Source organism: Streptomyces sp. CB00455, from assembly GCF_001905445.1.
In the GTDB taxonomy this organism is placed as follows: Bacteria; Actinomycetota; Actinomycetes; order Streptomycetales; family Streptomycetaceae; genus Streptomyces.
The window spans coordinates 26,333-51,544 of the sequence record NZ_LIVQ01000003.1 but is presented as its reverse complement, the minus strand read 5'-3'; the positions used below and the strand labels follow the sequence as shown (position 1 = coordinate 51,544).

The following is a 25,212-nucleotide window of genomic DNA, read 5'->3' as shown; positions in this document are numbered from 1 at the left end:
CCCATGGCAAATCTCCTCGCGGATTAGCGGCGTCGAAGCATCGCGTCCTGCCCCCCTTCCGCCGTCCCCACCGCTCTGGAGTATTTCCGTGATCACCGCAACCGGCGTCGAACTGCGCGCCGGCGCCCGAGTCCTCATCGAGTCCGCCTCCTTCCGCGTCGCCAAGGGCGACCGCATCGGCCTGGTCGGCCGCAACGGAGCCGGCAAGACGACCCTCACCAAGTGCCTCGCGGGCGAGGGGCAGCCCGCCGCCGGCAGCATCACCCGCTCGGGGGAGGTCGGCTACCTCCCGCAGGACCCGCGCACCGGTGACCTGGACGTCCTGGCCCGCGACCGGATCCTGTCCGCGCGCGGCCTCGACGTCCTGATCAAGAAGATGCGGATGAACGAGGAGCGCATCGCCACCGGCGCCGGCGGCACCCGTGAGAAGGCGCTGCGGCAGTACGAGCGCCAGGAGACCGAGTTCCTCACCAAGGGCGGGTACGCCGCCGAGTCCGAGGCCGCCACGATCTCGGCCGCTCTCGGCCTGCCCGACCGGGTCCTCGGCCAGCCGCTGCACACCCTCTCCGGCGGCCAGCGGCGCCGCGTCGAGCTCGCCCGGATCCTCTTCTCGGACGCCGACACCCTGCTCCTGGACGAGCCCACCAACCACCTCGACGCCGACTCCATCGTCTGGCTGCGGGACTACCTGAAGAACTACCGCGGCGGCTTCATCGTCATCTCCCACGACGTGGACCTCGTCGAGACCGTCGTGAACAAGGTGTTCTACCTGGACGCCAACCGCGCCCAGATCGACGTCTACAACATGGGCTGGAAGCTCTACCAGCAGCAGCGCGAGGCCGACGAGAAGCGCCGCAAGCGCGAGCGCCAGAACGCGGAGAAGAAGGCCGCGGCCTTGAACTCGCAGGCCGACAAGATGCGCGCCAAGGCCACCAAGACGGTCGCAGCGCAGAACATGGCCAAGCGCGCCGACCGGCTGCTCGCCGGCCTGGAGGCCGTCCGCGTCTCCGACAAGGTCGCCAAGCTGCGCTTCCCGGACCCGGCGCCCTGCGGCAAGACCCCGCTGACCGCCGAGGGCCTGTCGAAGTCCTACGGCTCCCTGGAGATCTTCACCGACGTCGACCTGGCCATCGACAAGGGCTCGCGCGTGGTCATCCTCGGCCTCAACGGCGCCGGCAAGACCACCCTGCTGCGCCTGCTGTCGGGCACCGAGAAGCCGGACACCGGCGTGGTGAGCGCGGGCCACGGCCTCAAGCTCGGCTACTACGCCCAGGAGCACGAGACCCTGGACCCGGAGCGCACGGTCCTGGAGAACATGCGGTCCTCGGCCCCCGACCTGGACCTGGTCGCCGTCCGCAAGACGCTCGGCTCCTTCCTCTTCTCCGGGGACGACGTCGACAAGCCCGCCGGGGTGCTCTCCGGCGGCGAGAAGACCCGCCTGGCCCTGGCCACGCTGGTCGTCTCCTCGGCGAACGTGCTCCTGCTCGACGAGCCCACGAACAACCTCGACCCGGCCAGCCGCGAGGAGATCCTGGGCGCCCTGCGCACCTACAAGGGCGCGGTCATCCTGGTCACGCACGACGAGGGCGCGGTCGAGGCGCTGGAGCCGGAGCGGATCATCCTGCTCCCGGACGGCGTCGAGGACCTGTGGGGTCCGGACTACCGGGACCTGGTCGCCCTCGCCTGATCCAGATCCTTATGGATCATTCGGCTCAGCCGTGATCCATCATCTGAGTGAGACGGTCTCGTATCGTCGCGCGTCGTACGACGGCTCCGGCCGCGCCCGCCAGGGCGCGTGACCGGGGCCGTTCGTCCTTCCTCGCCCCGCCCCTGACCTGCCGGTTCCCGGCGGAAGCGGGGAAGTGTGACGGACGTCATGCAGCGGAGGGGCGGATTCCGCTCTGGTCGGGCGTCCACCACTCGGCACATGCGGCCGCACCGACCTTGCTGAATGGGTGGCCAGGAAGCGTGGGAGGGGTGATCATGAGAAGTCCAGAGCGCACTTCCCACGAGGAGGCACGGGTGGCCGAGACTCTGAAGAAGGGCAGCCGGGTAACCGGCGCCGCGCGCGACAAGCTCGCGGCAGACCTGAAGAAGAAGTACGACTCCGGTGCGAGTATCCGGGCGCTGGCCGAAGAGACCGGCCGGTCCTACGGATTCGTCCACCGGATGCTCAGTGAGTCCGGGGTGTCGCTGCGCGGTCGCGGAGGCGCGACACGCGGCAAGAAGGCGGCCACCGCCTGACCCCGGGCCCAGCGGTTCCGACGCTCCAAAGGCTCCACATGGTCCCACGGTTCCTTCGGTGACCCCCGGTCGGCCTCCCGGTCGGCTGGGTGGTTACTGTGCAGTCACTTAGGCCGGTACCGCGGCCGACTGCACACCGGAGGCACACGGATGACTCTGCTCGACAAGGACGGCGTACGACTCACCGTCGACGACTCGGTCGCCACGGTGACACTGACCAATCCGGCCAAGCGAAACGCCCAGTCCCCCGCGCTCTGGCGGGCTTTGGCGGAGGCCGGAAGGTCGTTGCCGGGCACCGTCCGGGTCGTCGTGCTGCGCGGTGAGGGCCAGTCCTTCTCCGCCGGGCTCGACCGGCAGGCGTTCACCCCCGAAGGTTTCGAGGGCGAGCCGTCCTTCCTCGACCTGGCACGCGGTTCGGACGAACTGCTCGACTCCACGATCGCCGAGTACCAGGAGGCATTCACCTGGTGGCGGCGCAACGACATCATCTCCGTCGCGGCCGTGCAGGGGCACGCGATCGGCGCCGGCTTCCAGCTCGCGCTCGCGTGCGACCTGCGCGTGGTCGCGGACGACGTGCAGTTCGCCATGCGCGAGACCAGCCTGGGCCTGGTGCCCGACCTGGCCGGTACCCAGCCCCTCACCTCCCTCGTCGGTTACGCCCGCGCCCTGGAGATCTGCGCCACGGGCCGCTTCGTGCACGCCGAGGAGGCCGAGCGGACCGGCCTCGCCAACCTCGTGGTCCCGGCCGGCGAGCTCGACGCCGCCGTCCAGGACCTCACCACCGCCCTGCTGGCCCCGGCGCGGGACGCCGTCGTCGAGACCAAGGCACTGCTGCGCGGTGCGCAGGACCGTCCCTACGACGACCAGCGTGCCGCCGAGCGGGCCGCCCAGGCCCGCCGCCTGCGCGACCTGGCGGGTCTCTCCGACTGACGCCCCGGCCCGGGTCCCGCCCCCTGCCGTACGCCGCCCCGCTTCCGTGACCGGAGGCGGGGCGGCCGCATGACCGGCCCGACCGGGGGCAGGCGGTGCCCCGAACAGGTTCCCGCCGACCGGCCTAGTCCCCGGGCACGGCCGGGTCCACACGCTTACCGTGGTGGGGAGTCCGTACCGCGCCGAGGGCGCTCGATCCCAAGGACATGCGATGACCGAATCCGTATCAGGGAGCCAGGGCAAGCCCCCCGCCGAACGGGGCCGCACCTCCATCGCCGACGGTGTCGTCGAGAAGATCGCCGGACTCGCGGCGCGCGAGGTCGTCGGCGTACACGCCATGGGCAGCGGCAGCGGCCTCTCGCGCACCTTCGGCGCCGTCCGCGACCGGGTCCCCGGCGGGACGAAGGCCTCCGTCAGCCGCGGGGTCAAGGCAGAGGTCGGCGAGGTCCAGACGGCCCTCGACCTGGAGATCGTCGTCGACTACGGCGTGTCGATCCGGGCCGTGGCACGGGCCGTCCGTGAGAACGTCATCTCGGCGGTTGAGCGGATGACCGGCCTGGAGGTCGTCGAGGTCAACATCGCCGTCAGTGACGTCAAACTGCCCGACGAGGAAGACGAGGAGCCGGAGTCCCGGCTCCAGTAGCCGTGAGGAGACCCGCAATGAGCATGGCTGTCGTCGGCCTGGTGGCCGGCATGGCACTCGGGTTCGCCGGGTACTTCGGCGGTTTCGGAGCCTTCCTCCTGGTGGCGGCGCTCGGCGCCGTCGGATTCGTCCTCGGCCGCTTCCTCGACGGCGACCTCGAACCGGGCGACCTGTTCCGCCCGCGCGGGCGCGACCGCGACGACCGGCGCCGGTGAGGCGCCGATGAGCACACCCCCGGCCACCGCCCCCCGGGCCACCCCGCCCCGGGTCGCGCCCGCCGAGCGCGGCGCCACCCGCATCGCCGACCGGGTCGTCGCCAAGATCGCCGCCCAGGCCGCCCGCGAGGCGCTCGCCGGGCGGTCCGAAGGAGTCCCGGATCCGCACGCCGCCGTCACCGTCCACCACGACGTCGCCCGCGTACGGGTGAGCCTGGAACTCGACTACCCCGCCGACCTCGCCGACCAGTGCGCGGCCGTACGCCGCCGGGTGGCCCAGCGCATCGAGGAGTGCGCCGACATGTCCGTACCCGAGGTGGACATCGACATCGAGCACCTGCACGCCACCCCCGCCCGGCCCGCCGGGCGCGAGCGGCGGCTGCGGTGAAGGACGCCCCCCGCATCTCCCGCTTCCGCTCCGCCCGCCGCATCCCGGCCGCGCTCACCGCCCTCGCCGTGCTGGCCGTGGCGGGGCTGTTCCTGTACGACCTGGCCGCCGTACGGGCCCACCGGCCCGGCATGCAGTGGCGCCGCGACCTCGCCCGCCAACTGGACCGGCACACCCCGGATGAGACCGGCGTCCTGCTGGCGGGCGGGGTCCTCGCCCTGGCCGGGGCCGTGCTGCTGGTGCTGGCGCTCACCCCCGGACTCCGCCGGATCCTGAGCATGCGGGCCCCCGGGACGGCCGCGGACCCCGGCATCCGGGCCGGCATCGGACGCAAGGACGCCGCACGCGTGCTGCGGGACCGGGCCATGGAGGTGTCCGGGGTGCGCTCGGCCCGGGTCACGGTGAGCCGCTCCCGCGTCGCGGTACGCGTCACCTCCCACTTCCGGGAGCTGGAGGAGGTCCGGCGCGACCTGGACGAGGTGCTCACCGCCGGCGTCGGCGAACTGGGCCTCGCGCACCCGCCGCGGCGGCGCGTGCGGGTCGGGAGGTGACGGCCGGCATGCTCGGGGCGGTGAACAGGACCCTGCTGGCGCTGGCCGGACTGGCCCTGCTGGCGGCCGGGGTCTCGGTGCTCACGGCGTCCTGGCCGTTCGCCGGCCGGCACGCGCCGCTGCTCACCGCGGCGGCCCGGCGCCGTCACTGGCACGCCGAGGGCTGGTGGTGGTGGGCGGTGGCCGCCGGCCTCGCGCTGTGCGTCCTGCTGGCGCTGTGGTGGCTGCTGTCCCAGCTCAGGCGCTCCCGGCTGCGGGCGGTGGCCGTCGACACCGGGGACGGGGCCTACGCCCTCCTGCGCGGGCGCGCACTGGAGGAGGCGGTGGCCGCGGAGACCGGCGCCCTGGACGGCGTCGCCCGGTGCCGCGTCGCCCTGCGCGGCAGACGCGGCTCGCCGGCCCTGCGACTGGTGGTGGAGCTGGAGCCGCACGCGGTGCCGGCCGATGTCCTGGCCGCCCTCGCGGGCCCGGTGCTGACCCACGCCCGCGCCGCGGCGGGGCTCGCCGACATGCCCGCGGAGGCCCGCCTGAAGGTGACCCCGCACCGCGCGGAGCGGGTGGTCTGAGCCCGGCCGAAACCGCGCCGCCCGGCCGCGCCCCGGGAGGCGGCGGGCCCCCACCGCCCCGCGCGTGCCCGGTCAGAAGCCGTGCCGCGAGCCCCCGTCGACCGGGACCATGATGCCCGTCAGGTAGGAGGCGGCGGGGGAGAGCAGGAACGCCGCCGTGCGGCCGAACTCCTCCGGAGTGCCGTAGCGCCGCAGCGGGATGCGGGACTCGTTCCCGGCCCGCGCCGCCGCCGCGTCCCCGGACAGCGCGTCGAGCTCGCGCACGCGGTCGGTGTCGATCCGCGCCGGCAGCAGCCCGAGGACCCGGATGCCGCGCGGGCCGAGATCCACCGACAGGGACTTCGCGAAGCCGGCCAGGCCCGGGCGCAGACCGTTGGACAGGGTCAGCCCCTGGATCGGCTCGTGCACGGAGCCCGACAGGACGAAGCCGATGACCCCGCCCTCGCCCAGCTCGGCGGCGGCCGCCCGGGCGAGGCGGACCGCACCGAGGAAGACCGACTCGAAGGCCGCCGACCACTGCTCGTCGGTGTTGTCCGCCGCGAGGCCCGGGGGCGGGCCGCCGACGCTGATGAGGATGCCGTCGAGGCGCCCGAAGTGCTCGCGCGCGGTCGCGACCAGCTGCCCGGCCGCCGCGGGGTCGGCGTTGTCGGCGGCCACGCCGACCGCGTCCGGGCCCAGCTCGGCGGCGGCCTGCGCCGCGCGCTTCGCGTCGCGGCCGGTGACGACGACCTTCGCGCCGTCGGCGGTCAGCTCCCGGGCGGCGGCGAAGCCGAGCCCGCGGGTGGCGCCGGTGACGATGTAGACACGGTCCTTCAGTCCAAGATCCATGCCGACACGCTACGCCGTGGCGGGCTCCCGCTCGGCGCCGGAGGCCGCTCGGGCCGCCTGCTGTTCGCGGTCGCGCTTCTCGCGCCGTACGAGGACGACCCATCCCAGCGGCACCGCGGCCGTGAAGAGCCACCACTGGACGGCGTAGGCCATGTGCGGGCCGATGGAGTCGTGGTCGGGCTCGGCGACGGCCTCGGGGCTGCCGCCGGCGGGGACCGGGGCGGTGAGTTCCAGGTAGCCGCCCAGGACGGGCCTGCCCAGGTACTCCGCCTGCCGCGCGCTGTTGATCAGCATTACCTGACGGTCCGGCAGCCCCTTGCGGTCCTTGATGCCGCTGCCGCCGCTGGTCTCGTCCGCCTTCAGCCGGCCGGTGACGGTGACCTCGCCCGAGGGAGCGGCCGGCACCGGCGGGTAGGCGCGGGAGTCGTCGCCCGCGGGCACCCAGCCGCGGTTGACCAGCACCACCCGGCCGTCGGAGAGCACGAGGGGGGTCAGGACGTGGAAGCCGACCTTGTCGTCGTTGTCGGTGCGCATCCGGACGACGACCTCGTGGGCGGTGTCGTATGTGCCGGTGGCGGTGACCGCCCGCCAGAAGTCGGCGCGGGGGACGCGGTGGCCGGGGGAGGTGACCTCGGTCATGGGGACCGGCTTCGCCCGCAGGTTCGTCTCGATCAGCCGGTTCTGCGCGACCCGGTGCTCATGGCGGTGGAACTGCCAGAACCCCAGCTTGATCATCGCGGGGATGAGGGCGAGGGCGATCAGGGTGAGGCACACCCACTGCCGGGTCAGTACAAAGCGGTACACGCCCACGACGGTACCCCCAGTGGACCGGCCCCGGACGGCCGGGTGGCCGGTCCGGGGCCGCCGGTGCGGGTCGCCGGTGCGGCGAGGGGGAGCGGGGCGGGGGACTCAGGCGTGGTCCTTGATGCCCACCTTCCCTTCCGCGCGGGCGCAGTGCGCCCCGCAGAACCACTGCCCCCCGACCTCGACGCCCTGTCCGATGATCTGGACCCGGCAGTGCTCGCAGATGGGCGCCATGCGGTGAATGGCGCAGGAGAAGCAGTCGAAGACGTGCACGGCGCCCTGCGCGTGCACTTCGAAGGACATCCCGTAATCGTTTCCGCAGACCTCACAACGTGCCATGCGCCGCATGCTCCGCACGGAGGCGGACCGGAACAAGATCCCTCGGGGTGAGTCGCGGCGCCGACACCCGCCCGGCGCAACGCGCCGGTTCAGTCCCCGGCCGGGGCCACGTCCCGCAGCAGCTGGGTGAAGGCCGCCTCGTCGACGACCGGCGTGCCGAAGGACTTCGCCTTGAGCGTCTTGGAGGTCGCCGAATCCGGATCGTTCGTCACCAGCAGGCTGGTGAGCCGCGACACACCCGTCGCGATGTGCAGGCCCGCCTCGACCGCGCGGTCCTCCAGCAGCTCCCGGTCCACCGAGGTGTCACCGGAGAAGGCGATGCGCATGCCCTGCTTCAGGGGCTTGCCGTCCTCGAAGCGCCCCGGATTCGGGTGCGGGCAGGGCGGCCGCCTGCGCGAGGGCCGCCAGCCGCCGCCCCGGTAGGAGGCCTGCTGGCCGATCCGCGGCGTGACGGGGGAGTCCGACCACTCCGTCAGCGGCCGGCACTCCAGCAGCGGCAGCCGTACGCCGTCGCGGGCGGCCGCGTGGAGCGAGGGTCGGAACGCCTCCGCCAGTACCCGGGCGTCGTCGAGCGCGTGGTGCGCGCGCTGCTGGACCACACCGAAGTGCGCGGCGAGCGACTCCAGTTTGTGGTTGGGCAGCGGGAGGTTCAGTTCCTTCGACAGGGCGATCGTGCACAGCCGCTGGCGGACCGGGGCGGTCTCGGCGGCACGCGCGTACTCCCGGGCGATCATCTGCCAGTCGAAGATGGCGTTGTGCGCGACCAGCACCCGGTCGGCGAGGCGTCCGGCGAACTCCTCGGCGATGTCCTTGAAGAGCGGCGCGTCCTGCAGCAGGTCACTGGTCAGGCCGTGGATCCACACCGGCCCCGGATCGCGCTGCGGGTTGACCAGGGTGTACCAGTGGTCCTCCACATTGCCCTGCGCGTCGAGCCGGTAGACGGCGGCGGAGACTATCCGGTCGTCCCGGGCGAGCCCGGTGGTCTCCACGTCGACGACCGCGTACCCCTGTGGGTACGCGGTCGGCCACATCGTCTCTGCGGTCGTACGGTCGTCGAGCATGGTCACAGAGGATATCGGCACCGACTGACAGCCGGTGCCCGATGCCCCATCAGCCCAGTTCCGCCACCAGGTCCCCGGCGCTCACACGGGCGAAGGATCCGGCCACTTCGGCCGGCCCGGGGAAGAGCCGGTACGCGGTCCCCGAACCCCCTTCCGGGGCCACGCTCGCGTACACCGTGGCCAGGAACGCCCGCCTGCCCGCGGCCACTTCCGCGGCGGCCGCATCCGCATCGGCGGGCTCCAGGCGCTCCTGCGGCTCCTCCAGGGCGCCGATGCGGGAGGCGAATCCGGCCGCGGACTCCTCCGCCCCGGCCCGGTACAGCCACAGCTCGTCGGGCCGGGCGCAGTGGACGCCCCGGCGCAGGACGGCCACCTCGCGGGAGCGGGCCGCGGCCCGCCACACCGCGAGGTCCCACAGGGTCGTCCGGGCGCCGGAGCCGAAGTGCTCCCACACGTCCCGGGCCACGGCCGCCAGCCGGTCCCCGTGCGAGCGCACGCTCTGGAAGCCCCCGGCCGGCGGCAGGTGGACGTCCGTCCACAGCGCCCTGCGGGCGGCCAGGTCCACGACCATCGGCATGCACACCCGGGACTCGCCGGCCAGGTCGAAGCGCTGGCGGACGGTGCGCGGATCGTACGAGGAGTCGTGCGGGCCCCCCGGGGGCAGCGCCATGAAGCCCGCGAAGGCGTCCGGCAGCTCGTCGAAGGGCACGTTGTTGAAGCTGAAGACCAGGGGCACGGCGAAGGCGTCCCCGTTTCGCGCGAGCGCGGCCGGGTCCAGGTCCACGTACTCGGTGGCGCCGGCGGGCGCGGGGGCCGAGGTGAGGTCGCCGGAGTGCGTGGCGGCGCCCCGCGGCCCGTGCCGCAGGGAGGTGTAGTCGCACAGGCCCGTGAAGTTCCATCCGGCGTCGAAGAAGGCGACGGACAGGTCCAGGTCGGTGCGGTGGCCCTCCGGCTCGGTCCAGTGCAGGAACAGTCGCAGCACCTGACCCTCCGGCAGGCTCTGGGCGCTGCCGCGCGGCACGGCCACCAGGGCCCGGGCGGCGGCGCTCTCGGCGAAGGGCACGGTCAGGTCCGCGAGTCCCGAGTCCAGGACGGACACGTCGTACGGTGCGCCCCCGGCGGCCCCGAACCGGCGCAGCACCTCCGCTTCCAGCAGGCCCGTGACCCTCCCGACGAGCGGGCCGGGCAGCGGCGGGCGCGTCTCGGCCACCGACTGGGCCCGGCTCACCGCTCCGCGCGGGAAGAAGACCCGGCGGCCGTCCGTACGGTCCTGGGCCCGGATCCGCAGCGCGCCGAGCGCGGACAGCAGCGGGCCCGCGCCGACGGCGGGCAGCCCGCGCACCAGGGCCTTCTCCAGTTCGGGGGCGGGCTCGGCCCCGGAATGCAGGCGCAGCAGGTGGTCGAGGCGGCGTACGAGCTCACCCGGCCGCTGCCCGGCCAGCGCGGCGGCCGCCCCCGGGTCCCCCTCCGCCAGGGCGTGTTCGAGCCGGCCGCCCCAGGAGGCGGCCCGGATCCGGTCTCCGTCCACCCGTACGGCCCCGGGGTGCGCGAGCGCGGTCTCCAGCAGGGCCGCGCCGAGCGGGGTACCGGGTGACACGGTGGTGTCCCGGAGCACGGCGAAGGCGAGCGCGGCGCGCGGGTGCCGGGTGTGCCGCTCGAACGGGTGCAGGGTCTCGGCGGCCCGCTTCCAGGCCGTCGGGTGCCGCAGCAGGTCCTCGACCAGGTTCCCGGTGGGCAGCGCGTCGAGCAGGCCGAGCAGTTCCCGGCGCAGGGGCCGTCCCGGGCTGTCGAACCGCGGCAGCGTGAGCAGGCCCGGGTGGCCGCCCGACCGGACGGCGAGCACGCGCAGCACATCGGTGGCGGTGGTCAGGTGCCGCAACAGTGCACGCAGCGCGGGACCGTCCGCGGGGCCGTCGCCGAACGCCCCGCCGAGCAGGGTGCCGACGACGAGCGCCTTGGTCTCGCGCACCGGGATCTCCTCGGGCAGCCATCCGAGGTCCGGCGGAGCGACGGGCAGCAGTACGGTCAGGTCGTCGTGGTCCTGGGGCGGGAGCGGGGTCCGGTGGGCGAGCAGGGCCTTGACGACCGACAGCGCGTCGGCGGTCCGGTCCGTGCCGTGCCGCAGCAGCCGCAGCGGGTGCGGGCCGGCCGTCCGGGCCGCGCCCACGGCCCGGACGGGACGAAGGAAGGGGTCGCCCGGGTCGATCCGCCGGTGGCACAGGGGGCAGGCCGCGTAGTCGGCGCCGTCCCAGCACAGCCGGCACACCAGGTGGGCGCAGGGGGACACGGGCAAGACGGTGCGCTCCTCGCCGCAGAGCACGCACGGCTGCTCCGGCTGCTGGAGGAGGTGGGCGAAGACCCGGTCGGTGTAAAGCCGTTCGGTGTCGCGCGGGACGAAGCCCGGGAAGCGGCGGAAGAGGGGGACGTGCGTGCGGTCGGAGCCGAGCAGTTCGTCGACGAGGCCGACCAGCCGGGTGTGCGCGGCGGCGAGCTCCCGCGGGGGCAGGACGCCGAGGGCCGCGTGGAGGCCCGGCGCAAGGGTGTGGCCGCGGCCCAGGAGCTCCGCTTCGAGCCTGCGCAGGGCCGGACCCGGGCCGGGCCGGGAGCCCTCGGGAGCCTGGTCGGCGTAGACGGTCTGCAGCCGGCGCAGCAGCACGGCCTCGATTCCGGACATGCGTGATTCCCCTCCGCGTACGAGAACGGGGGCGGAGAGTGGGCGCGCTGATTCGTCGGAAGAAGGGAGAAGGAAGCGCGCCGGGGAGCCGCCCCCGTACGGCAGATCCCATCACGGCGCGGGCCGCCTGCCAACCGGTTTGTCCGCCGGGGCGGCCAGCAGGGCCGCGACCAGGGCGCGCACGGAGAGCAGGAAGAGCCGCTCGGGATCGGCGCGGCGGGCCAGCGCGCGGGCGAGCGCAGGATCGTCGGGGGCGGCCGCCGGGTCCCAGAGCTCGCTCTCGGCCGGGGACTGGGCGGGGGAGCGCTCCCGATTGCGCTCGACGAGGAGGAAGCCGATGATCTGGAACTGGACCGCGCGCACCGCGTCGGCCGCCCGGGCGCCGCGCAGGCCGGCCGCGTGCACCTCGTGGACGAGTGCCTGCTGCGCGGGCAGGAACATCCGCTCGGTGAGGCCGCGTTCGTGGACCATCGCGATCAGGTGCGGGCGTCGGTGCAGCTCGCGGCGCAGGGTGCGGGCCACGGAGAGGATCCGGTCGGCGGGGGTGCGGCCGGCCGGCCGGATCGCGCCCACCTCCTCCACGGTCCGCTCCACGAGGGCGTCGAGCAGCGATTCCCGGTTGCCGACGTGCCAGTAGATCGAGGTCACCGCCGTGCCCAGCTCGGCGGCCAGCTTGCGCATGGTCAGAGCGGCCGGACCGTGCTGCCCGACCAGGGAGGCAGCGGCGTCCAGGACCTCCCGGCGGGTCAGTGTGCTTCTGGCCATCTCCGCTCTCCGCCAATCTGTTGCCTCGTCAATTCCTGTGCGCGCAAGGGCCTTTACCCTTCATCGAGCACGGTGTAACTGTGTTACAGACCTGCCCCGGCTGCCGCCGGGAGGGTCCCCAGAAGGGTGGTGCGATTCATGGCACGCGTACGGTACGGAGCGCGCACCGAGGCCGAGATCGCGGCGTCGCGCGAGAAGGCTTCCACGCTCCCCGCCATCTGGTCCACCGGCGTGGTGGCCGTGTGGGAGAGCGACCCGGACGTGGTGGCGGCCGTGTTGCCGCCGCCCCTCAAGCCGGGGGAGCGGCCCCTGGTACGGGCCGGCATCAGCAAGGTCGACCTGCCCGGCTACCCCCTCGGCGCCGGGTCGGTGGCCGTCGCCGCCCGGCACGGCGGCGTCGAGGGCTGGTACCCGCTCGTCATGCCGATGACCCACGAACGGGCCCTGATCGGCGGCCGCGAGGTCTTCGGCGAGCCGAAGAAGCTCGGCGAGGTCACCGTCGAGCGCGACGGCCTCGTCGTACGGGCGGCCCTCGCCCGGCACGGCATCGCCTTCGTCGAGGTGCGCGGCGCGGTGGACCGCGCACTGCCCCTGCCCGGCCCCGCCCGCAAGACGGACTTCTACTTCAAGTTCCTCCCCGCCGTGGACGGTTCGGGCTTCGAGGCCGACCCGGTCCTCGTCCACTGCACCCGCAACGAGAAGGTCCGCAAGCTGGAGCACATCACCGGTGACGTGGTGCTCCGCGAGTCCATGTTCGACCCGGTCGCCGACCTTCCCGTCCGCCGGACCGTGGAGATCACCATCGGGGAGAAGACCACCGACCAGAGGGGCCGGGTCGCCGAGCGGGTCAGCGCCCATGCCCTGCTCCCCTACCTCCACCAGCGCTACGACGACCCGATGCAGATCCTCGACGGGCCGCCCGAGGGGAGGGTGTGACATGCGACTCGAACCGGGACAGGTGGCCGTCGTCACCGGCGCCGCCGGCGGCATCGGCCTCGCCATGGCCCGCCGCTTCGCCGCCGAAGGGCTGAAGGTCGTCCTCGCCGACGTCGAGGAGGGCGCCCTGCGCAAGGCAGCCGACGACCTCGCCGCCGACGGCGCCCGGGTCCTCGCCGAACGCGTCGACGTCGGCGACCGCGACGCCGTCGTCTCCCTCGCCGACGCGGTCTACCGGACCTTCGGCGCCGTGCACGTCCTGTGCAACAACGCGGGCGTCGGATCCGGGGCGGAGGGCCGCATGTGGGAACACGAGCCCAACGACTGGAAGTGGGCCTTCTCCGTCAACGTCTGGGGCGTCTTCCACGGCATCCAGGCCTTCGTCCCCCGCATGATCGCGGCCGGCGGACCCGGCCACGTGGTCAACACCTCCTCCGGTGACGGCGGGATCGCCCCGCTGCCCACCGCCTCCGCGTACGCCGTCACCAAGGCGGCCGTGGTCACGATGACCGAATCGCTCTACGCCCACCTCAAGGCGGAGGGCGCGCCCATCGGCGCCTCCGTCCTCTTCCCCGGCCCGCACATGCTGCGCACCGGCCTGTGGGAGTCCCACCGCAACCGGCCCGAGCGCTACGCGAAGCAGCGCCCGCGCAGGACCCCGTACCGCAGCCTGGACCAGTACGAGGCCGCGATGAAGCGGGCCGGACACGAGGTGGACTTCACCCCGGTCGAGGAGGTCGCCGGGCACGTCGTCGACGGCATCCGCGCCGACCGCTTCTGGATGCTCCCGGCGAGCGGGCACAGCGACCGGCAGATCCGCGCCCGGGCGCAGTCGATGCTCGACCGCGCCAACCCCGCCTACCTGGAAAGCTTCATCCTCGACTGAGGGGCCCGCCGTGCCTGACGACACGTACGAAGACCCGTACCTGATCATCTCCTCCGACTGCCACGCGGGCCTGCCGACCGAGCAGTACCGCCCCTACCTCGACTCCCGCTTCCACGCGCGGTTCGACGAGTTCCTCGGCGAGCGCGACGCCCGCCGCGCCGAGGCCACCCGTCTCGGCGTGCGCAACGAGGCCTTCGCCGCGAAGTGGTTCCACGACCACGAAGAAGGTCTCAGGGGCGGCTGGGACCCCGGGCAGCGCCTGAAGGAACTCGACGGCGACGGCGTGGCCGCCGAGGTCGTCTTCCCCGACGCGGACGCCGTCGACAGCCGGACCGCGGCCCCCTTCGGCGTGGGCCTGGGCCTCTCCGGCGACCAGGACCCCGAGCTGGGCATGGCCGGCGCGCAGGCCCACAACCGCTGGCTCGCCGAATTCGTGTCCGGTCAGCCGGAACGCCACTGCGGCGTGGCCCTGCTGCCCATCACGGGCGAGCCGGCGAAGGTCGTCGCGGAGATCCACCGGGCCAAGGCATCCGGGCTGGGCGCGCTGATGATCCCCGCCATGTGGGTGGACAAGGCCCCCTACCACGACCGCCGCTACGACCCCGTCTGGGCAGCCGCCGCCGAGACGCGGATGCCGGTCGTCACCCACTCCGGATCCTCGCCGCGCCACGAATACGGCGACCACCTGGGCATCTTCGTCTCGGAGGTCACCTGGTGGCCGTCCCGCCCGCTGTGGTTCCTGCTCTGGTCCGGCGTCTTCGAACGCCACCCCGGCCTGACGTTCGGCATCGCCGAGTCCGGCTGCTGGTGGCTGCCCAACCAGCTGTGGTTCATGGACCGCCTCTACCTCGGCGCCCACGGCGGCAAGAAGCTCTCCCCGTTCCAGGAGCTGCGCCGCCCGCCCAGCGAGTACCTGGACCGGCAGGTCTTCATCTGCGCGACGAACACCAAGCGGCGCGAACTCGCCCAGCGTTACGAGATCGGCGTGGACAACATCCTGTGGGGGTCGGACTTCCCGCACCCGGAGGGCACCTGGCCGCACACGCGGAGCTGGCTGAGCGACACCTTCCACGACATCCCGGTCGCCGAGAGCCGCCGGATGCTCGGCCTGGCCGCCGCCGAGGTCTTCGGCTTCGACACCGACCGGCTCGCCCCCCTCGCCCGCCGGATCGGCCCCACCCCCGCCGAGCTGGGCCAGTCCCCGGACCAGACGGCGGTGGCGGCCTCCTGGTCCCGCTCCCGCGAGGCAGGCCGGCACTGGCTGAGGGGCCGCGACTTCCCGGTCCTGGGGGTGAACCCGTGACGTCCGGCGCGGACCGCTACACCGTCATCTCGGCGGACTGCCACGCCGGCGCCGACCTCCTCGACTACAAGCCGTACCTGGAAAAGCGCCACCACGAGGAGTTCGACGCCTGGGCCGCCGCCTACGTGAACCCCTACGAGGACCTCCTCGCCGACACGGCGGACCGCAACTGGAACTCCGGCCGGCGGCTGTCCGAGCTGGAGGCGGACGGCATCGTGGCGGAGGTCCTTTTCCCCAACACCATCCCGCCGTTCTTCCCGAGCGCCTCGCTGATGGCCCCCGCCCCGACGGCCGCGGAGTTCGAGCTCCGCTGGGCCGGCCTGCGGGCCCACAACCGCTGGCTGGCGGACTTTTGCGGGCAGGCCCCCGGCCGGCGGGCGGGCGTGGCGCAGATCCTGCTGAACGACACGGACCGGGCGGTCGCGGAGATCCGCCGGACCAAGGAGGCGGGCCTGACCGGCGGCATCCTGCTCCCGGGCGCCCCACCCGGATCGGGCGTCCCCGAGCTCTACTCCGGCGCCTACGACCCCTTGTGGGCGGTCTGCGCGGAACTGGACGTCCCGGTCAACCACCACGGCGGCTCCGCCTCCCCGCCGCTCGGCGACGAGCCGGCGGCCCGGGCCGTCTTCATGGTGGAGACCACCTGGTTCTCCCACCGCGCCCTGTGGCACCTCGTCTTCGGCGGCGCCTTCGACCGCCATCCGGGCCTCAGGCTGGTCCTCACGGAACAGGGCTCCGGGTGGATCCCGGGCGTGCTGGACATGCTGGACTACTACCACGGCCGGCTGGTGGCGGCGTCGGCCACGGCGGAGTCGAAGTTCGGCGCGGGCCTCGCGGCCTCCATGGGCAGGGGTCCGAGCGAGGTCTGGCGCGAGCACTGCTTCGTGGGAGCGAGCTTCATGCGCCCCCACGAGGTCCCGCTGCGGGAGCGGATCGGCCTCGACAAGATCATGTGGGGCAGCGACTACCCCCACGACGAAGGCACCACGCCCTTCTCCCGCGAGGGCCTGCGCATCGCCTACGCGGGCCTCCCGCGCGAGGAGGTCGCCGCGATGGCCGGCGGCAACGCGGCCCGCGTCTACGGGTTCGACCTCGGCCCGCTGGACGCGCTGGCCGCGAAGTGCGGCCCCCTGGTCTCGGAGATCGCACAACCCCTGACCGAGATCCCCCCACGGGCCACGAGCCCGGCCTTCGCGCCGGGGGGCTCGGTCCGCGTCTGGTAGCACGGGGGCGCCTCGGACCGCGCGGACCGCGGGCGCCCCGGAGGCCGGGCCTGTACCGACGGTAACGCGGACGGATACCGATCGGTAACAACCCCTAGCGGCACCCCCGGGAGCGCCTCTATGGTGCGGTCATGCCGAACCTGCCCGATGTCGTGCTGTGGTCCATACCGGCCTTCGTGCTGCTCACCGTCATCGAGGTGGTGAGCTACCGGCTGCATCCCGACGAGGGCGCCACCGGGTACGACACCAAGGACGCGGTCACGAGCGTCACCATGGGGATCGGCAGCATCGGGTTCGACCTGCTGTGGAAGATCCCGGTCGTCGCGGTGTTCACGGCCGTCTACGAACTCACCCCGCTGCGCGTGCCGTTCCTGTGGTGGACCGCCCTGCTGATGCTCCTCGCCCAGGACTTCCTCTACTACTGGCAGCACCGCGGCCACCACGTCATCCGCATCCTGTGGGCCTGCCACGTGGTCCACCACAGCAGCCGGCGGTTCAATCTGACGACCGCCCTGCGCCAGCCCTGGACCAGCGCCACGACCTGGTGGTTCTACCTGCCGATGGTGGCCCTCGGCGTGCACCCCGCGGCGATCCCCTTCTGTTACGGGATCAACCTCCTCTACCAGTTCTGGGTCCACACCGAGCGCATCGGCAAGCTGCCCCGCGCCTACGAGTACGTCTTCAACACCCCCTCACACCACCGCGTCCACCACGCCTCCCAAGGCGGTTACCTGGACCGCAACTTCGGCGGGATCCTGATCGTCTGGGACCGGATGTTCGGCTCCTGGGTCGGGGAGACGGAGCGGCCCGTCTACGGGCTCACCAAGAACATCGACACCCACAACCCGCTGCGCGTGGCCACCCACGAGTACGCCGCCATCGCCCGCGACGTCCGCGCCGCCTCCAGCTGGCGCGAGCGTGCCGGCCGGGTCTTCCGCGGCCCGGGATGGCAGCCGTCGCCGCCCGCGGCCGCAGCGCCGCCCGCCTCCGCAGCGTCGTCCGACGCCTCCGCGACGCCCGCCTCCGCGCTGCCGGCCGCGCAGACCCCCGACGCCTCCGCCCCGGCCGCCGCCCCCGCCCCGTCCGCGCAGACCCCCGGCGCGCACACCACGACCCCGGAGCACGCCGCGTGAGCGCGACCGAGTCCCGCACGCCCTCCTGGGCCGTCCGCCCCGTCGCCGCCGGATCCGGCCCCGCATCCCGCGTGCTGCTCGCCGCCTTCGGCGCGGCCGCCGCCGCCGACCTGGTCTCGCTGCTCGCCGGCTGGCACCTCGGGCACCTCCTCGCCAAGCCGCTGCTGATGCCGCTGCTGGTGGCCTTCGTCCTCACCCTCCGGCCCCCCCGACTGCTCGTCGCCGCCCTGCTCTTCGGCTGGGGCGGGGACGTCGCCCTGCTCTTCGACGCCGAGCCCGCCTTCCTGATCGGCATGGGCTCCTTCGCCGCCGGCCACGTCTGCTACCTCGTGCTCTTCGGCCGCCGCGGCACGAACCCGCTCCTGGGCGGCGCCTACGCCCTCGCCCTGCTCGGTACCGTCGCCCTCCTGTGGCCCGACCTCCCGGCCGGCCTGCGCGTCCCCGTCGCCGGCTACAGCCTGCTGCTCACCGCCATGGCCTACCGCTCCAGCGCCCTCGGCCGCGCGGCCGGGGCCGGCGGGGCGCTGTTCCTGCTCTCCGACACGCTCATCGCGACCGGGGTCGCCCAGTGGCCCCAGCTGCCCCGCCCCGACTTCTGGATCATGGCCACCTACCTCGCGGCCCAGTACCTCCTGGCCATGGGCGCACTGGCGCCGGCGCAGGCGTACCGTAGGCGGGTCATACAAGACTGAACCAACCCCCTGATCGGGAGGGCTGCACCACCATGCGTGCCACCGTCATCCACGCCCCGCACGACATACGCGTGGAGGAGGTGCCCGACGCTGCGATCCAGCGCCCCGAGGACGCCGTCGTCCGCGTCCTGCGCGCCTGCATCTGCGGCAGCGACCTGTGGGCCTACCGCGGCGAGGCCGCCCGCCGGCCCGGCCAGCGCATCGGCCACGAGTTCCTCGGCGTCGTCGAGGAGACCGGCTCCGCCGTCGGCGGCCTGCGCGCCGGCGACCTGGTCGTCGCGCCCTTCATGTGGTCGGACGGGACCTGCGACTACTGCACGGAGGGCCTGTTCACCTCCTGCGCCGACGGCGGTTTCTGGGGCTCGGTCGGCCACGACGGCGGCCAGGGCGAGGCCGTGCGCGTGCCGCACGCCGACGGCACCCTGGTGAAACTGCCCGCCGAGGCCGTCTCCGACGACCACCTGCTGACCGGGCTCCTCGCCCTGTCGGACGTCATGGGCACCGGCCACCACGCGGCGCTGGGCGCGGGCGTGCGCAAGGGCTCCACCGTGGCCGTCGTCGGTGACGGCGCCGTCGGCCTGTGCGGCGTCCTCGCCGCCAGGCGCCTGGGCGCCGAGCGGATCATCGCCCTGGGCCGCCACACCGTCCGCACGGACATCGCCCGGCTCTTCGGCGCCACCGACGTCGTGGCCGAGCGCGGGGAAGCCGCCGAGGCGGCCGTGCGCGAACTCACCGGCGGCCAGGGCGCCCACGCCGTCATCGAGGCCGTCGGCACCGAGCAGTCCATGCGCACCGCCGTCGGCATCACCCGCGACGGCGGGTCCATCGGCTACGTCGGTGTCCCCCACGGCAGCGGCACGGGGCTCGACCTCGGCGTGATGTTCGACCGCAACCTGACCCTGCGCGGCGGCGTGGCCCCGGTCCGCGCCTACATCCCGGAGCTGCTGGCGGACGTGCTCAGCGGCGCCATCGACCCGGCGCCCGTCTTCGACCGCGCCGTCAGCCTGGACGAGGTCCCCGACGGCTACCGCGCAATGGACGACCGCAGTGCGCTCAAGGTGCTGATCAAGCCCTGACCCCGAGCGCGCCGGCAACGCCGGAAGGGGCCGGCGGGAGATCCCGCCGGCCCCTTCCGCGTGCGGGCCCCTTCCGCGTGCGGGCCGGCGCCGGAGGCTCCGGGGGCGGCCGGTGCTCACGGAGCCACCGGTCCCGCCCCCGTCCCCGCCCCCGGCGCCGGTGGAGGCACCCGAGCCGTCCGTGCTACCGGACGGCCTTCAGCGCGTCGACCACGCCGTATCCGTAGTAACCGGTCTGGCCCCACTTGCTGTTGCAGGTGGCGGCGTCGACCAGCGTGCCGGCCGCGTCGTAGATCTTCTCCGGGCAGGCCGCCTTCGTCGCCTGGGCCTTCAGCATCGCCTGGAGCTGCGACGGCGTGGCGTAGGGGTGCGCGCTCTTGAGCAGGGCCGCGACACCGGCGACGTGCGGACCGGCCATCGAGGTGCCTTGCTTGTAGCCGTAGCCGCCGCCCGGCAGGGTGGACAGCACGCGGCCGTTGGCGTCCGGGGTGCCCGGGACCTGGTACTTGTCGCCGCCGGGGGCCGCGACGTCCACGACGCCCAGGCCGTAGCTGGAGTAGTACGACTTGAAGCCCTTGTCGCCGGTCGCGCTCACCGTGACGACACCCGGCAGCTGGGTGGGCATGTCCAGGCAGACCTTGGGGTCGATGGTGCGCGTCACCGCAGTGCTGTCGTTCGGGCTGGTGGTGTCCTCGATGGAGGCGGCCGCCAGGTCGTGGTCGGAGTTGCCGGCCGAGGCCACGCTGAGCACGCCCTTGCGCTCGGCGTACTTCGTCGCCCGGGTGAGGGCCTCCACCAGCGCCTTCTGGTCGTCGTCGTTCTTGCAGGTGTAGTTCCAGGGGTCGACGTAGTAGCTGTTGTTGGTCACCTCGATCCCCTTCTCGGCGGCGAACATGAAGCCGCAGACGACGGCCTCGGTGTAGAAGAGGCTGGTCGCGGGCTCGCTCACCTTGATCGCGGCGACCTTGACGCCGGGTGCGACACCGGCGACGCCTATCCCGTTGCGCGCGGCCGCGATGGTGCCGGCCACGTGCGTGCCGTGGTCGCTGCCGTCCGCGTAGGGCCGCCAGGCGCCCGCGGAGGTGTCGGCGACACCGCCGACGCAGTTGGCGGACTGGTCCGCGGAGAAGTTCGGCGCCAGATCGGGGTGGGTGTCGTCCACGCCCGTGTCGATGACGCCCACGGTGACGTCACGGCTGCCGTCGTTGATCTTGTGGGCCTGGTCGGCCCTGATCGCCCGCAGGTCCCACTGGTTGGGCTCCAGCGGCTCCTCACCGGGTGCGGCCTGCGCCGCGGCCTTGGCGGCGTCCGCCGCGCTCAGCGTCTGCGTCGTGCCCTCTTCCTTCGTCTGCACCGGCGACAGCGGGGCCGTACGCGAGGCGCCCACGGACACGAAGAGGGCGCGCTGCGTCCGCAGCTGCTTGGCGAACTCGGGGTTGCGGGAGTGAGCGACGACGACCCCGATCTGCTCGTGGGCCGTCACCACCGTTCCACCCGCGCGCTCGATGGCCTTCTTCGCCTGCTTCACCGTGCCGTAGGCGGTCAGGTTCGCCACGTACGACAGTTCGGGGCCCGTGGGGTCGGCCTTCGAGGCCGCCGCCGTGTCCGCCGTGTTGCCGAGGGGAGCGGCCGAAGCCGCCACCGAGGGCAGGAAGGCGAGCGAGGCGGTGAGCGCCAGGCCGACCGGAACGGCGTATGCACGCCGGCGGCCGGATCCCAGATGAGCCATGGGTTCTCCAGATCATCCTTGGAAAAGCCGTCCGGTCGCGGTCACGTCGGACGGGTTCATGACACGCGAACCTAGCCTTGACGTTCCCCTCTGCGCCATCAGTTCGAGAAATCAGTTCCCGCTAAATCAATGGGGGTTGAACCGTCCCGACACGCGGGCCGTGCCGTTGACAAGGGGGTATCAGCGTCAACGTCCCCCGACACGGAGGTCGTTTTGTCCGTCGTCCCCACCGCACCCGCGTCACAAGGAGAACCCCCCGTGACCACCGAAGCAGTGCCGCCGCAGGCCGGCGAGGCGAAGCCCCCGGCAGGCCCCACCGCCGAAGAGTTCGGTCGGGTCCAGCAGAGCCCCGAATTCACCGAACTGCGCCGTTCCTACCGGTCCTTCGCCTTCCCCCTCACCGTGGCGTTCATCGCCTGGTACCTGCTCTACGTCCTGCTGTCCAACTACGCGGGCGGCTTCATGGGGACCAGGCTCTTCGGCAACATCAACGTCGCCCTCGTCTTCGGGCTCGCCCAGTTCGCGACCACCTTCCTGATCGCCTGGCTGTACTCGCGGCACGCCGCGCGCAGGCTCGACCCCATGGCCGCGGCCATCAAGGCACGGATGGAGGCCGGGGAATGAGCGCCGCCCTGCACCTGACGACCGTTGCGGCCGGCGCCACCGAGCACCGCCCGCTGATCATCACGCTGTTCGGACTGTTCGTCGTCGCCACCCTGATCATCACGATCCGGGCGGGCCGCCAGACCAAGGACGCCGCCGACTTCTACGCCGGCGGCCGCCAGTTCAGCGGCTTCCAGAACGGCCTGGCGATCTCCGGCGACTACATGTCCGCCGCGTCCTTCCTCGGCATCGCCGGAGCCATCGCCCTCTTCGGCTACGACGGCTTCCTCTACTCCATCGGCTTCCTCGTGGCCTGGCTCGTAGCCCTGCTGCTCGTCGCCGAGCCGCTGCGCAACTCCGGGCGCTACACGATGGGCGACGTCCTCGCGTACCGGATGCGCCAGCGGCCGGTCCGCACCGCAGCCGGTACCTCCACCATCGTCGTCTCGATCTTCTACCTGCTCGCCCAGATGGCCGGCGCGGGCGTCCTCGTCTCCCTGCTCCTGGGCATCACCAGCGACGGCGGCAAGGTCGCCGTCGTCGCACTGGTCGGCCTGCTGATGATCCTCTACGTGACCATCGGCGGCATGAAGGGCACCACCTGGGTCCAGATGATCAAGGCCGTCCTGCTGATCGCGGGCACCCTGCTCATCACCTTCCTGGTGCTGCTGAAGTTCCACTTCAACATCTCCGACCTGCTGGGCCAGGCCGCCGAGAACAGCGGACAGGGCGCCAAGTTCCTGGAACCGGGGATGAAGTACGGCAAGGACGCCACCACGAAGCTGGACTTCCTCTCCCTCGGCATCGCCCTCGTCCTCGGCACAGCCGGACTGCCGCACATCCTGATCCGCTTCTACACCGTCCCCACCGCCAAGGCCGCCCGCAAGTCCGTGAACTGGGCCATCGGCATCATCGGCGCCTTCTACCTGATGACCATCGCCCTGGGCTTCGGCGCCGCCGCACTGCTCAAGCGCGCCGACATCCTGGCCTCCAACAAGGCCGGCAACACCGCGGCCCCGCTGCTCGCCCAGGAGATCGGCGGCGGCGCCGGATCCACCGGCGGCGCCGTCCTGCTCGCCGTGATCTCCGCGGTCGCCTTCGCCACCATCCTCGCGGTGGTCGCCGGCCTTACCCTGGCCTCCTCGTCCTCCTTCGCGCACGACCTCTACGTCAACGTGATCCGCAAGGGGAACGCCACGGAGAAGGAGGAAGTGCGCGCCGCCCGCTGGTCGACCGTGGTCATCGGCGCCGTCGCCATCGGCCTGGGCGCCCTCGCCCGCGACCTGAACGTCGCCGGACTGGTCGCCCTCGCCTTCGCGGTCGCCGCCTCCGCCAACCTCCCGACCATCCTCTACAGCCTCTTCTGGAAGCGCTTCACCACCCGGGGCGCTCTCTGGTCCATCTACGGCGGCCTGGTCTCGGCGGTCGGCCTGGTGCTGTTCTCCCCGGTCGTCTCCGGCAAACCCACCTCGATGTTCAAGGACGCCGACTTCTACTGGTTCCCGCTGGAGAACCCGGGCATCATCTCCATCCCGCTCGGCTTCCTCCTCGGCTGGCTGGGAACCGTCCTCTCCAAAGACAAGGCCGATGCCGCCAAGTTCGCCGAACTGGAGGTCCGCTCCCTCACCGGAACAGGGGCGCACTGAGATCGTCCGAACACCGTGCGTGGCCACGTCGTACGTCCCTACGACGTGGCCATGTCGCGTCTCGTTCGTTCGGGCGCCCCTACGAGCCTCGGCCGTCGCGTAGGCTCGAACACAGCGCATGCGGCTCGTCCACAGCTGCGCGAACCTCTACGGAAACCGGACAGGGAGGGGGCCCACCGTGCTTCTCGACACTTACGGCCGCGTGGCCACTGACCTGCGCGTCTCGCTCACCGACCGGTGCAACCTACGGTGTACTTACTGCATGCCCGAAGAGGGCCTGCAATGGCTCGGCAAGTCCGACCTGCTCAGCGACGACGAGATCGTCCGGCTGATCCGCATCGCCGTCACCGCGCTCGGCGTCACCGAGGTCCGCTTCACCGGCGGCGAGCCGCTGCTGCGCCCGGGCCTGGTCGGGATCGTCGAGCGGTGCGCGGCCCTGGAGCCCCGCCCCCGGATGTCCCTGACCACCAACGGCATCGGCCTCAAGCGTACGGCGCAGGCCCTGAAGGCCGCCGGCCTGGACCGGGTAAACGTTTCTCTGGACACGCTGCGACCCGAGGTGTTCAAGACCCTTACCCGCCGCGACCGCCACAAGGACGTCATCGAGGGCATGGCAGCGGCCCGCGACGCAGGCCTGACCCCCGTCAAGGTCAATACGGTCCTGATGCCGGGCCTGAACGACGACGAGGCCCCCGACCTGCTCGCCTGGGCCGTGGAGAACGCCTACGAGCTCCGCTTCATCGAGCAGATGCCGCTGGACGCCCAGCACGGCTGGAAGCGCGACGACATGATCACCGCCGGCGACATCCTCGCCTCGCTGCGCACCCGCTTCACGCTCACCGAGGAAGGGGCCGACGAGCGCGGCTCCGCTCCCGCCGAGCGCTGGGTGGTCGACGGCGGCCCGGCCACGGTCGGCGTCATCGCCTCCGTCACCCGGCCGTTCTGCGGAGCCTGCGACCGCACCCGGCTCACGGCCGACGGCCAGATCCGTACCTGCCTGTTCGCCACCGAGGAGTCGGACCTGCGGTCCGCCCTGCGCTCGGGCGCCCCGGACGAGGAGATCGCCCGGCTCTGGAAGGTGGCGATGTGGGGCAAGAAGGCCGGGTCCGGTCTCGACGACCCGTCCTTCCTCCAGCCCGACCGACCCATGTCGGCGATCGGCGGTTGACCGGCGGCCGACCAGTGGCCGACCAGTGGCTGACCGGTCGCCGAGCGGCGGCAGACCGCTCAGATGCGTTCCGAGCCCTCGGGCCGGACCCACTCGCCGAACGCCACGACGTCCTTCAGGAAACCGCGGACCCCGAGGAAGTGGGAGAGGTGTTCGCGGTGCTCCTCGCACGCCAGCCACGTCTTGCGCCGCTCCGGCGCGTGCAGCTTCGGGTTGTTCCACGCCAGGACCCAGACGGCGGCGTCGCGGCAGCCCTTGGCGGAACAGGTGGGGGCCTCGTCAGGGGAGCCGGGGGACCCGGCGGAACCGGGGAGATCAGTGGCATTCACGGGCTCAACCCTAGAACGGAAAGGCGACGCCGAGCAGCCACGGGGGGAGCTGCCCGGCGTCGGTCCGTCGCTCCGACGGGGGATGCGGAGCGCGTAGGCAGTATGTCACGCAGGACCCGGTGCGGTGCACCGGAACTTCACGATTGATCTGAGCTTTTCCTGAGGTTTCCCGCGTCCAGCGCAGGCCGCACCGGAGCCGGAATGAAGTGCGAGGGCAGCGAGGGCGCCGACTCGCGCCCGGCGTTGGCGATGACCACGGCGACGTACGGCAGCAGGGCGCCCGCGACCAGCGTCACGACGGCCACGGGGCGCTGTACGTTCCACAGGAGAACCGTCGCGATGACCGACAAGGTCCTGACGGCCATCGAGACCACATAGCGCCGCTGGCGCCCTCGCACGTCCTCGGCGAGCCCCATCCGCGCACCGGTGATCCGGAAGACCTCGGCCCCGTTCGGCTTCTGCCGCTTCGTCCGCTCCACG

The 25,212-nt window shown here is 72.8% G+C and carries 27 protein-coding genes; 18 read left to right on the top strand and 9 right to left on the bottom strand.

Annotated elements, in window-relative coordinates:
- Nucleotides 1-88 precede the first annotated feature (88 nt).
- From AMK16_RS12860 to amaP, 8 genes are all read left to right on the top strand, one after another.
- The gene (locus AMK16_RS12860; RefSeq protein ID WP_073913899.1) at nt 89-1,687 is read left to right on the top strand and encodes an ABC-F family ATP-binding cassette domain-containing protein; all 1,599 of its coding nucleotides are present in this window, start codon (nt 89-91) and stop codon (nt 1,685-1,687) included.
- 335 nt (nt 1,688-2,022) lie between these two features.
- Nucleotides 2,023-2,244 (top strand): helix-turn-helix domain-containing protein, encoded by a 222-nt coding sequence (locus tag AMK16_RS12855; RefSeq protein WP_030010789.1) that lies wholly within the window; start codon nt 2,023-2,025, stop codon nt 2,242-2,244.
- Nucleotides 2,245-2,394: 150 nt separating this feature from the next.
- A complete protein-coding gene (locus AMK16_RS12850; protein ID WP_073913895.1) occupies nt 2,395-3,174 on the top strand; it encodes an enoyl-CoA hydratase/isomerase family protein in 780 nt (259 codons plus the stop codon).
- Between the two features lie 211 nt (nt 3,175-3,385).
- On the top strand, nt 3,386-3,817 hold the full coding sequence (locus AMK16_RS12845; protein ID WP_073913893.1) for an Asp23/Gls24 family envelope stress response protein: 432 nt from the start codon (nt 3,386-3,388) through the stop codon (nt 3,815-3,817).
- Nucleotides 3,818-3,834: 17 nt separating this feature from the next.
- On the top strand, nt 3,835-4,032 hold the full coding sequence (locus tag AMK16_RS12840) for a hypothetical protein (RefSeq protein ID WP_073913890.1): 198 nt from the start codon (nt 3,835-3,837) through the stop codon (nt 4,030-4,032).
- Between the two features lie 7 nt (nt 4,033-4,039).
- Nucleotides 4,040-4,420 carry a hypothetical protein gene (locus AMK16_RS12835; RefSeq protein WP_073913887.1) on the top strand — a complete coding sequence of 127 codons (381 nt, stop codon included), beginning with the start codon at nt 4,040-4,042 and terminating at the stop codon, nt 4,418-4,420.
- On the top strand, nt 4,417-4,971 hold the full coding sequence (locus tag AMK16_RS12830; protein WP_073913884.1) for a DUF6286 domain-containing protein: 555 nt from the start codon (nt 4,417-4,419) through the stop codon (nt 4,969-4,971). The genes AMK16_RS12835 and AMK16_RS12830 overlap by 4 nt, the downstream gene beginning before the upstream one ends.
- Before the next feature lie 8 nt (nt 4,972-4,979).
- Nucleotides 4,980-5,537: an alkaline shock response membrane anchor protein AmaP gene (gene amaP / locus AMK16_RS12825; protein WP_073915834.1), complete on the top strand. Its 558-nt coding sequence runs from the start codon at nt 4,980-4,982 to the stop codon at nt 5,535-5,537.
- Between the two features lie 72 nt (nt 5,538-5,609).
- Here amaP and AMK16_RS12820 read toward each other — a convergent pair whose 3' ends face one another.
- The 6 genes from AMK16_RS12820 to AMK16_RS12795 form a co-directional block, all read right to left on the bottom strand.
- Nucleotides 5,610-6,365: an SDR family oxidoreductase gene (locus AMK16_RS12820; protein ID WP_073913881.1), complete on the bottom strand. Its 756-nt coding sequence runs from the start codon at nt 6,363-6,365 to the stop codon at nt 5,610-5,612.
- Between the two features lie 9 nt (nt 6,366-6,374).
- Complete coding sequence (locus AMK16_RS12815) at nt 6,375-7,169, bottom strand: SURF1 family cytochrome oxidase biogenesis protein (protein WP_073915831.1); 795 nt, start codon at nt 7,167-7,169, stop codon at nt 6,375-6,377.
- Nucleotides 7,170-7,274: 105 nt separating this feature from the next.
- Nucleotides 7,275-7,508, bottom strand: a complete 234-nt coding sequence (locus tag AMK16_RS12810; RefSeq protein ID WP_073913878.1) for a hypothetical protein — start codon at nt 7,506-7,508, stop codon at nt 7,275-7,277.
- Between the two features lie 89 nt (nt 7,509-7,597).
- Nucleotides 7,598-8,575 (bottom strand): DEDDh family exonuclease, encoded by a 978-nt coding sequence (locus tag AMK16_RS12805; RefSeq protein WP_073913874.1) that lies wholly within the window; start codon nt 8,573-8,575, stop codon nt 7,598-7,600.
- A 43-nt stretch (nt 8,576-8,618) separates the two neighbouring features.
- Nucleotides 8,619-11,243 carry an MXAN_6230/SCO0854 family RING domain-containing protein gene (locus AMK16_RS12800; RefSeq protein ID WP_073913870.1) on the bottom strand — a complete coding sequence of 875 codons (2,625 nt, stop codon included), beginning with the start codon at nt 11,241-11,243 and terminating at the stop codon, nt 8,619-8,621.
- A 111-nt stretch (nt 11,244-11,354) separates the two neighbouring features.
- Entirely contained in the window at nt 11,355-12,008 is a 654-nt protein-coding gene (locus AMK16_RS12795) for a TetR/AcrR family transcriptional regulator (protein ID WP_073913867.1), read from the bottom strand.
- Nucleotides 12,009-12,146: 138 nt separating this feature from the next.
- Between AMK16_RS12795 and AMK16_RS12790 the strand changes: the two genes are divergently transcribed.
- The 7 genes from AMK16_RS12790 (at nt 12,147) to AMK16_RS12760 (ending at nt 19,257) form a co-directional block, all read left to right on the top strand.
- Complete coding sequence (locus AMK16_RS12790; protein WP_073913863.1) at nt 12,147-12,944, top strand: acetoacetate decarboxylase family protein; 798 nt, start codon at nt 12,147-12,149, stop codon at nt 12,942-12,944.
- Nucleotide 12,945: 1 nt separating this feature from the next.
- On the top strand, nt 12,946-13,830 hold the full coding sequence (locus AMK16_RS12785; RefSeq protein WP_073913859.1) for an SDR family NAD(P)-dependent oxidoreductase: 885 nt from the start codon (nt 12,946-12,948) through the stop codon (nt 13,828-13,830).
- Nucleotides 13,831-13,840: 10 nt separating this feature from the next.
- Nucleotides 13,841-15,133, top strand: a complete 1,293-nt coding sequence (locus tag AMK16_RS12780; protein ID WP_073913855.1) for an amidohydrolase family protein — start codon at nt 13,841-13,843, stop codon at nt 15,131-15,133.
- Nucleotides 15,130-16,356, top strand: a complete 1,227-nt coding sequence (locus AMK16_RS12775; RefSeq protein ID WP_073913852.1) for an amidohydrolase family protein — start codon at nt 15,130-15,132, stop codon at nt 16,354-16,356. The genes AMK16_RS12780 and AMK16_RS12775 overlap by 4 nt, the downstream gene beginning before the upstream one ends.
- Before the next feature lie 131 nt (nt 16,357-16,487).
- Nucleotides 16,488-17,489 (top strand): sterol desaturase family protein, encoded by a 1,002-nt coding sequence (locus tag AMK16_RS12770; protein ID WP_073913848.1) that lies wholly within the window; start codon nt 16,488-16,490, stop codon nt 17,487-17,489.
- Entirely contained in the window at nt 17,486-18,181 is a 696-nt protein-coding gene (locus AMK16_RS12765) for a lysoplasmalogenase (protein WP_073913844.1), read from the top strand. Before AMK16_RS12770 ends, AMK16_RS12765 begins: the two co-directional genes overlap by 4 nt.
- A gap of 32 nt (nt 18,182-18,213) precedes the next feature.
- Complete coding sequence (locus AMK16_RS12760) at nt 18,214-19,257, top strand: zinc-dependent alcohol dehydrogenase family protein (protein ID WP_073913840.1); 1,044 nt, start codon at nt 18,214-18,216, stop codon at nt 19,255-19,257.
- Between the two features lie 184 nt (nt 19,258-19,441).
- Here the strand turns inward: AMK16_RS12760 and AMK16_RS12755 are convergent, their stop codons facing one another.
- On the bottom strand, nt 19,442-20,986 hold the full coding sequence (locus AMK16_RS12755) for a S8 family serine peptidase (protein WP_073913837.1): 1,545 nt from the start codon (nt 20,984-20,986) through the stop codon (nt 19,442-19,444).
- A 258-nt stretch (nt 20,987-21,244) separates the two neighbouring features.
- Here AMK16_RS12755 and AMK16_RS12750 point away from each other — a divergent pair, with 258 nt between their 5' ends.
- The 3 genes from AMK16_RS12750 (at nt 21,245) to moaA (ending at nt 24,403) form a co-directional block, all read left to right on the top strand.
- Nucleotides 21,245-21,610, top strand: a complete 366-nt coding sequence (locus AMK16_RS12750) for a DUF485 domain-containing protein (RefSeq protein ID WP_073913833.1) — start codon at nt 21,245-21,247, stop codon at nt 21,608-21,610.
- Nucleotides 21,607-23,235, top strand: coding sequence for a solute symporter family protein (locus tag AMK16_RS12745; protein WP_073913830.1), 1,629 nt, complete (start codon nt 21,607-21,609; stop codon nt 23,233-23,235). Before AMK16_RS12750 ends, AMK16_RS12745 begins: the two co-directional genes overlap by 4 nt.
- A 178-nt stretch (nt 23,236-23,413) precedes the next feature.
- On the top strand, nt 23,414-24,403 hold the full coding sequence (gene moaA, locus AMK16_RS12740) for a GTP 3',8-cyclase MoaA (RefSeq protein WP_073913827.1): 990 nt from the start codon (nt 23,414-23,416) through the stop codon (nt 24,401-24,403).
- 59 nt (nt 24,404-24,462) lie between these two features.
- Here moaA and AMK16_RS12735 read toward each other — a convergent pair whose 3' ends face one another.
- Together AMK16_RS12735 and AMK16_RS12730 are read right to left on the bottom strand one after the other, a co-directional pair.
- Complete coding sequence (locus AMK16_RS12735; protein ID WP_073913824.1) at nt 24,463-24,732, bottom strand: hypothetical protein; 270 nt, start codon at nt 24,730-24,732, stop codon at nt 24,463-24,465.
- A 137-nt stretch (nt 24,733-24,869) separates the two neighbouring features.
- Nucleotides 24,870-25,148 (bottom strand): DUF3099 domain-containing protein, encoded by a 279-nt coding sequence (locus AMK16_RS12730; RefSeq protein ID WP_443333571.1) that lies wholly within the window; start codon nt 25,146-25,148, stop codon nt 24,870-24,872.
- Nucleotides 25,149-25,212: the final 64 nt, after the last annotated feature.

Bases quoted from the DNA above. Each gene is read 5' to 3' on its own strand.
- AMK16_RS12850 (WP_073913895.1), top strand. From the start codon at position 2,395: ATGACTCTGCTCGACAAGGACGGCGTACGACTCACCGTCGACGACTCG.
- AMK16_RS12845 (WP_073913893.1), top strand. From the start codon at position 3,386: ATGACCGAATCCGTATCAGGGAGCCAGGGCAAGCCCCCCGCCGAACGG.
- AMK16_RS12840 (WP_073913890.1), top strand. From the start codon at position 3,835: ATGAGCATGGCTGTCGTCGGCCTGGTGGCCGGCATGGCACTCGGGTTC.
- AMK16_RS12835 (WP_073913887.1), top strand. From the start codon at position 4,040: ATGAGCACACCCCCGGCCACCGCCCCCCGGGCCACCCCGCCCCGGGTC.
- amaP (WP_073915834.1), top strand. From the start codon at position 4,980: ATGCTCGGGGCGGTGAACAGGACCCTGCTGGCGCTGGCCGGACTGGCC.
- AMK16_RS12820 (WP_073913881.1), bottom strand. From the start codon at position 6,365: ATGGATCTTGGACTGAAGGACCGTGTCTACATCGTCACCGGCGCCACC.
- AMK16_RS12810 (WP_073913878.1), bottom strand. From the start codon at position 7,508: ATGGCACGTTGTGAGGTCTGCGGAAACGATTACGGGATGTCCTTCGAA.
- AMK16_RS12800 (WP_073913870.1), bottom strand. From the start codon at position 11,243: ATGTCCGGAATCGAGGCCGTGCTGCTGCGCCGGCTGCAGACCGTCTAC.
- AMK16_RS12795 (WP_073913867.1), bottom strand. From the start codon at position 12,008: ATGGCCAGAAGCACACTGACCCGCCGGGAGGTCCTGGACGCCGCTGCC.
- AMK16_RS12790 (WP_073913863.1), top strand. From the start codon at position 12,147: ATGGCACGCGTACGGTACGGAGCGCGCACCGAGGCCGAGATCGCGGCG.
- AMK16_RS12785 (WP_073913859.1), top strand. From the start codon at position 12,946: ATGCGACTCGAACCGGGACAGGTGGCCGTCGTCACCGGCGCCGCCGGC.
- AMK16_RS12770 (WP_073913848.1), top strand. From the start codon at position 16,488: ATGCCGAACCTGCCCGATGTCGTGCTGTGGTCCATACCGGCCTTCGTG.
- AMK16_RS12760 (WP_073913840.1), top strand. From the start codon at position 18,214: ATGCGTGCCACCGTCATCCACGCCCCGCACGACATACGCGTGGAGGAG.
- AMK16_RS12755 (WP_073913837.1), bottom strand. From the start codon at position 20,986: ATGGCTCATCTGGGATCCGGCCGCCGGCGTGCATACGCCGTTCCGGTC.
- AMK16_RS12745 (WP_073913830.1), top strand. From the start codon at position 21,607: ATGAGCGCCGCCCTGCACCTGACGACCGTTGCGGCCGGCGCCACCGAG.
- AMK16_RS12730 (WP_443333571.1), bottom strand. From the start codon at position 25,148: ATGGGGCTCGCCGAGGACGTGCGAGGGCGCCAGCGGCGCTATGTGGTC.